This window comes from Mycobacterium zoologicum, assembly GCF_020181635.2.
Taxonomy (GTDB): Bacteria; Actinomycetota; Actinomycetes; order Mycobacteriales; family Mycobacteriaceae; genus Mycobacterium; species Mycobacterium zoologicum.
The window spans coordinates 43,360-49,710 of the sequence record NZ_JAYJJS010000036.1; the positions used below are offsets into that span (position 1 = coordinate 43,360).

Below are 6,351 nucleotides of genomic sequence, written 5' to 3' on the forward strand. Positions count from 1 at the left end.
CCCGTCGGGCACCGTGGCCTCCCACCGGATGACCATCGCCCGTGGCTTCGCCCGGCACATGTCCGGACTGGGCTCGCGCACCGAGATACCCCCTTTCGGTGTGACCGGTTCACGGCGACGCCGCCACGAGCCCTACATCTTCAGCCCCAACGACATCAGCGTGCTGCTGCGCGGCGCTCAAGGCCTACGGACGCGGTTCGCCTCGGCGGCCCATCACAGCGTGATCGGGCTGTTGCCGCCACCGAGATGCGTGTCAGTGAAGTGATCCGTCTCGACCGCACCGATCTCTGCCCCGCCGACGGGCGGCTGCTGATCCGCGAATCGAAGTTCGGCAAGTCCCGCATGGTACCCGTGCATCCCTCTGTTCTCGGAGCATTGCAGCGCTACGCCGAGCTGCGCGACATTGTTCACCCCACACCGACAACGCCGAGCTTCTTCGTCTCCAGCCGTGGCAACAGGATGGTCTATCCCACGGTTTACGCGGTGTTCCGAAACCTGTGTGACGGTGCGGGAATCGGTGCGGACGCGCCGTCGCGGCCACGGATTCACGACCTGCGGCACACCTTCGCCATCCGCACCCTGATCGGTTGGTATCGCGCCGGAGAAGACGTCGAAGCACGGCTGCCGGTGTTATCGACCTACCTGGGTCATCGGGATCCGCGCTGGACCTACTGGTATCTGTCGGCCGCCCCCGAACTGTTGGGGTTGGCGGCCGCACGCCTGGAAGCCGCCACTTCAAGGGGCACCCGATGAGCCCCGTCGCACCGACGCTGCAGGCGTTCTTCACCGACCGGCTCATCAACCAGCGCCAAGTCAGTCCACGCACCATCGCGTCCTACCGCGACTCGCTCCGGCTCCTGGTCGGATTCGCCCAGGAACGTACCGGCAAGGCGCCCTCCCGGCTGGAGTGGAACGACCTCAACGCCGAGCTGATCGCGGCGTTCCTCGACCACCTCGAAGACACTCGGCACAACAGCGCACGCACCCGAAACCTCCGGCTGACCGCGATCCGCTCCCTGTTCGGGTAGGCCGCGCTACGCCACCCCGAGCACGCCGAGGTGATCCAGCGGGTCCTGGCGATCCCGGCCAAACGATTCGACAAACAACTCATCACCTTTCTCACGCCGACTGAGAGCGACGCGCTCATCGACGCACCCGACACCAATCGATGGGAAGGCCGCAGAGATCGTGCACTGCTGCTGTTGGCGACCCAGACCGGGCTGCGGGTCTCCGAGCTGACCGGTCTCAACTGCGACGACGTGACGTTCGGAGACGGCTCCAGCGTTCGCTGCCTGGGCAAAGGCCGAAAACACCGTGCTGTTCCACTGACCACGACAACCCAAGCAGTGCTACGCGTTTGGCTCACCGAGCGTGGTGACGCGCCCGATCGATCAACCCCTGTTTGCGACCCGGACGGGACGCCGCCTCAGTACCGACGCAATCGAACGACTCGTCCGATTGCATGCGATGACCGCCGCGCGAACGTGCCCCACGATCCGACCGGCCGAACTGCACCCGCACGTGCTGCGGCACAGCTGCGCAATGTCCCTGCTGCAAGCCGGAATCGACACCGCAGTCATCGCCCTGTGGCTCGGCCACGCCGACATACGATCAACCGGCATCTACCTGCACACCGACCTCACCATCAAACAGCGAGCGCTCGACGCCATGACCTCGACCTCAGTCAAACCCGGCCGCTACCGCCCACGCGACAAGCTGCTCGCCTTCCTGGAAGGCCTGTAACTATGCTGATCTAAACAGTAAAAGAACTATCGAGATCCCCACCGCTGCAACCAGTTCAGTATCGATCACCGGCAAGAGTCGGCATAGTTTCGGGGTCGGCATAGGTCGATTTATCCCGACATCGGGATAAATCGACGAAGTCGGCTACATCCGACTTGTTGAATATGTTCCAGGCACCACGGCTCTCGAGGCCTAGCGTGCTCAGGGTGCCGGTGGTCTGACTCGGGCTACATCTGCCGCCTTCGGGCTGGCTCGGAAAGGGCGTGTCGAGCCGCCGGCACCCGCTGTGGTGTGGCTCAACAGAGGCATGCGAACGCACACTCGAAGTCGGATTGCCCACCACGGTTTCCTCTCACGCCAGAAGGAGAATCGTGACGATCATCGGAATCGACCCACATAAGAGCGTCCACGAAGCATGCGCGCTTACCGAAGGGAAGCCAGATCGACTGCGCATTAACGCAACTCGATCCGGCTATCAGAAACTACTTGCCTGGGCTCAGCGCTTCCCAGACCGCAGGTGGGCCGTCGAGGGCGCTCACGGGCTGGGCCGTCACTTGGCCCAGTTCCTCGTTGCTCAAGGCGAGTCAGTAGTCGATGTTCCATCGTTTCTGTCAGCCCGCGTCAGGGAACTCAGCCGCGGAGGCCGCCGCAAGACCGACGCAATCGACGCTCAGGCGACCGCTAGAGCAGCCTACGATGCCGACACATTGCACCCCGTTCTGCCCGAAGACATCACCACCGTGATAGCCATGCTCAATGAGCGCAGATCCAACCTCACCGGCCAGCGCACACGCACGGTCAGCCAGTTGCACGCCATTGTTCGAGATTTGGTTCCAGGCGGCCACGACGGTGAGATGACCGCCCTGACCGCCTCCCGACTCCTGCGTACCGTTCGGCCGAACACACTGGTCTGCGAGGAGCGCAAAGCCCTGGCCCATGATCTGCTCGCCGACATCCGGCGACTCGACCGTCAGCTGAGTGACGTCGACAAACGTCTCGACTCAAGTCTGCTCGTGCACGGGACAACGCTCACCGAAATCGGTGGTGTCGGACCGCTTCTCGCGGCCCGAGTCATCGCCCACTCCGGATCGATCGATAGATTCGCCACCGAAGCTCATTACGCAAGCTACGCCGGAGTAGCCCCGATTGAAGTCGCTAGCGGCGAACACAGTCGCCACCGGCTATCCCGAGCGGGGAACCGCCAACTGAACTGCGCCGTGCATCTGATTGCCCTGCAACAAGTCCGCCATAACCGCGAGGGCGGCGGCGACTACTACCGCCGAAAACTGGCTGCCGGCCGCACTCACAAAGAGGCGATGCGATGCCTCAAGCGGAGAATTGCCACCAAGCTCTACCGCCGAATGTTCGCAGATCAGAAGCGTCACGCTCGACCGCATTTCACCGCGGCTTGACACACAGAGGCGCCCCTTCGAACCCGAAGCTGCCAACCTGTTTTTCCAGCTCACCTCCGCTCGCTACGAACGAGCCAGCCTCATCGTCACCTCCAACAAGCCCTTAGGCCGCTGGGGCGAGGTCTTCGGCGACGACGTCGTAGCCGCCGCCATGATCGACCGCCTCGTCCACCACGCCGAGGTCCTCTCCATGAAAGGAGACAGTTACCGACTCAAAGACCGAGACCTCGGCCGCGTCCCCGCGGCCACAACCACCAAGCAAAACTAACGAGGAGGGGGCCATTTTCAACCGACGAATTGGGGTCCAAATTCACCCGACGTTGACACTATCCGCTCAGCCAAGATCAACGAGCTCTATTGCCGACTGCGTGCCACCGCGCTGCGGTAACCTTACGCAACAGATTTACACACCCCAAGATCGGAAGAGTCATCTTCATGCATCCGTACCGCAATGCGCCGGGCCGTTCTTTCTGGAGCCGATCGGTGTCTTCGGGCTTCGATGTCCGCCAACTGGTGGATCACGATGGGCCGCTGATCCGGCCGGGTGAACCTGTTGCGTCCGCCGGCAGTTGTTTCGCCTCCAACCTGGTGCCGTTTCTGGAGCGTGCGGGGTTCGAATACCTTCGGGCCGAGAGACGCAATCCCGCGTTCTCGGATGTCCACCCCGAAAACCTCGGCTACGAGAAATTCAGCGCAGCGTACGGAAATATCTACACGCCGCGGCAGTTACTTCAACTCCTGCGGCGTTGCCAGGGATCCTTCAGACCCGCCGAAGACCGCTGGCACACCGATGCGGGCGTGATCGACCCCTTCCGGCCCGGACTTCGCTATCACGCGCTCACTGACGCCGAGTTCGACATGCTCGGTGCACAGCATCTGCGTGCGGTCCGGCGGGTGTTCGAGGAGGCCAAGGTCTTCATCTTCACGCTGGGCCTGACCGAGGCGTGGGTTTCGCGCCTCGACGGGGCGGTTTTTCCGGCCTGCCCCGGGACAGTCGCCGGCACGTTCGACGAGGCACTCCATGCGTTCGTCAATTTTTCAGTGGACGAGGTCACCTCGGATCTCGACGCGTTCGTCACCGAACTTCGCGTATTGAATCCCGGTGTTCGCATCATTCTCACGGTATCGCCGGTGCCGCTGGTGGCCACCGCAACCGGGAAGCATGTGCTCCTGTCGTCCACCTACAGCAAGGCCGTCCTGCGGGCGTCCGCAGAGGAGATCGTGCGACGCCACGCCTTCGTCTCCTACTTTCCGGCCTTCGAGATCGTCACGGGGCCACAAGCCCCGGATCTTTACCTGGAGGCCGATCGGCGCAGTGTTACACAGGAGGCCATCGCTACCGTGATGACCGCGTTCCTCGCGGCATGCGATGCCGTGGACGAAGCCGCCCAGGTGGTGAACACGGAGCGCGAGGAGGGAGACTCTTCACGTCGGCTTTCACGGGCGCTGAGCCAGGCGGAATGCGAGGAGGCGATGGCCGATATGCCGGCGAACCCGGTCGGCGATGCTGCGGAAGAGACTATCCGGAACCTCTATCTGCACCTGCTCGCGCGCTCACCCGGGGAAAGAGAGCTGAAGAACTGGGCCGCTGCTGCGCGCAGCATGTCGATGATCGATCTCGTCGAGCGGTTCGTCTCGTCGGACGAGTTCAAGGGGCGCCTGAAGGATGTTCCGGCATGAGCGTCAACGAGGGCAAGATGCGGTTGCTGATCGTCGGTAATTCTCACGTCAACTGCTACGGCGGGCATCTCGGCCGATCACCCGATGACTACGAGATGAATCCGATCGACGAAGGTCGAGGATTCATGAGGATCGGCGGTGCACCTGCGAACCCGGCTTACTGGGACGCGGCCTTCGAGCTGGCCAAGACTCTCCGCGTGGCACTCTGCTTTCAGGGCAACCAGCACACCGCACATTTCATGTTCCTCGACACACCGTTCGACTTCGCTCTGGCGTCGCACCCGGGGCTGGTCGTGGACCAGGGAGTCGAGCTCGTCCCCGAGCTGCAGGTGCGCGAAGTGTTCCAGCGTTCAATGAACCACCTCGGGATTGTCCTGACGCGGATGCTGGATAACGGCGGGCCGCGGCCGATCGTGCTGGGTACGCCGCCCCCGAAAGGGGACAACGAAGCCATCCGCCGCGGCATGCAGTTGCGTGGCGAATTCGCCACCGAGTTGGCCAATCTCCGCATTGACCCGGAAGAAGCGCGTCTTGCACCTGCATACCTCCGCTTGAAGCTGTGGTTGCTGCTCCAGGAGATGATGCGCGAGACCGCAGATCGCTTCGCGGTCGAATTCTGGCCGGTAAGCGCATCGGCGATCACCGAGGACGGGTACTTGCGGCCAGAGTACTGGAGCGAGGATGCGACACATGCGAACTCTGCATATGGCGCATTGATGTTGGATGAATACGAAAAGCGCCTGTCCGTGCTCTGACCACCGGTTCTCTGCTGACGTGTTTCTGACTTTGTGATCGAGACTCGCGTTTGGCCAGACAACATGTCCTTGAGGCAGGCGGGTGACACGATTCCAGAACTGGACCGCGATGTCGCTCATGGAGGTCACGCCACCGGTGTCGAACGATGCCTCCTGACTTGGGTCACATCGGCTCATCTCCACAGAGAGCAGCGCGCTGAACTGGGGTGATGAGCCGACGTGACCCAAGTCAGGCCAGAAGTCCCCGGACTTCAGCAGAAAATTCTGGCCCGCCTCAACATCCCCGAACCGGGGCACTAACCCGGATTTTTCGTGGATTGCTGCCGGTAGGGGCGTGTAGATAGGCGAAAGTGCCTGTCCTGCAAGGGATAATTGGACTTGTCTACGGTTCAACCATTCCTACGGGAAGGCACTTCGCAGGTGAACACTATCGCGGGCCGATCGAGGGTGAAAGTTTCCGCGGACGGCCAGGGTGTCGTGTCGCATGCGGGGATGGGCCTGCTGCGTGAGTTGGCCGACCACACCGGCCTATCGGCGCTGGTCACCGCCGCGTTGGCCGATACCTACCGCGGTCCTTGGCGCCACGCTCCCGGTGATGTCTTCGCTGATCTGGCCGCCGCGGTCGCTGATGGGGCGGACTGCATCGACGGGGTCGGACAACGCTGCGGCGATCGTGAGCATGTCTTTGGTCTGAAAGCCTCAACCACCACGATGTGGCGACTGGTCGATGAACGTATCGATGCCGCACATCTGCCGCGGAT

8 protein-coding genes and 2 pseudogenes are annotated in these 6,351 nt (G+C 62.6%); all 10 read left to right on the forward strand.

What is annotated here, in order from left to right:
• Positions 1 to 28 precede the first annotated feature (28 nt).
• Entirely contained in the window at positions 29 to 265 is a 237-nt protein-coding gene (locus tag K6T84_RS21415; protein WP_329786832.1) for a hypothetical protein, read from the forward strand.
• Positions 262 to 753, forward strand: a complete 492-nt coding sequence (locus tag K6T84_RS21420) for a tyrosine-type recombinase/integrase (RefSeq protein ID WP_329786833.1) — start codon at positions 262 to 264, stop codon at positions 751 to 753. The genes K6T84_RS21415 and K6T84_RS21420 overlap by 4 nt, the downstream gene beginning before the upstream one ends.
• Positions 750 to 1,028: a site-specific integrase gene (locus K6T84_RS23955; protein ID WP_225401859.1), complete on the forward strand. Its 279-nt coding sequence runs from the start codon at positions 750 to 752 to the stop codon at positions 1,026 to 1,028. The genes K6T84_RS21420 and K6T84_RS23955 overlap by 4 nt, the downstream gene beginning before the upstream one ends.
• A 30-nt stretch (positions 1,029 to 1,058) precedes the next feature.
• A pseudogene (locus K6T84_RS23960) lies at positions 1,059 to 1,322 on the forward strand (tyrosine-type recombinase/integrase); the annotation flags it as partial.
• A gap of 49 nt (positions 1,323 to 1,371) precedes the next feature.
• Complete coding sequence (locus K6T84_RS23965; protein WP_329786834.1) at positions 1,372 to 1,743, forward strand: tyrosine-type recombinase/integrase; 372 nt, start codon at positions 1,372 to 1,374, stop codon at positions 1,741 to 1,743.
• A gap of 371 nt (positions 1,744 to 2,114) precedes the next feature.
• Positions 2,115 to 3,155, forward strand: coding sequence for an IS110 family RNA-guided transposase (locus K6T84_RS21440; protein WP_225401858.1), 1,041 nt, complete (start codon positions 2,115 to 2,117; stop codon positions 3,153 to 3,155).
• Between the two features lie 13 nt (positions 3,156 to 3,168).
• A pseudogene (locus K6T84_RS21445) lies at positions 3,169 to 3,423 on the forward strand (ATP-binding protein); the annotation flags it as partial.
• Positions 3,424 to 3,590: 167 nt separating this feature from the next.
• Entirely contained in the window at positions 3,591 to 4,835 is a 1,245-nt protein-coding gene (locus K6T84_RS21450; RefSeq protein WP_225401857.1) for a GSCFA domain-containing protein, read from the forward strand.
• Entirely contained in the window at positions 4,832 to 5,590 is a 759-nt protein-coding gene (locus K6T84_RS21455) for a hypothetical protein (RefSeq protein WP_225401856.1), read from the forward strand. Before K6T84_RS21450 ends, K6T84_RS21455 begins: the two co-directional genes overlap by 4 nt.
• A 420-nt stretch (positions 5,591 to 6,010) precedes the next feature.
• Positions 6,011 to 6,351, forward strand: a 341-nt coding sequence (locus tag K6T84_RS21460; protein ID WP_329786835.1) for a transposase, incomplete at its 3' end; no start/stop codon positions are given.

Excerpts from the sequence above, each read along its gene's own strand:
- K6T84_RS21415 (WP_329786832.1), top strand. The coding sequence starts at position 29 with ATGACCATCGCCCGTGGCTTCGCCCGGCACATGTCCGGACTGGGCTCG.
- K6T84_RS23955 (WP_225401859.1), top strand. The coding sequence starts at position 750 with ATGAGCCCCGTCGCACCGACGCTGCAGGCGTTCTTCACCGACCGGCTC.
- K6T84_RS21450 (WP_225401857.1), top strand. The coding sequence starts at position 3,591 with ATGCATCCGTACCGCAATGCGCCGGGCCGTTCTTTCTGGAGCCGATCG.
- K6T84_RS21455 (WP_225401856.1), top strand. The coding sequence starts at position 4,832 with ATGAGCGTCAACGAGGGCAAGATGCGGTTGCTGATCGTCGGTAATTCT.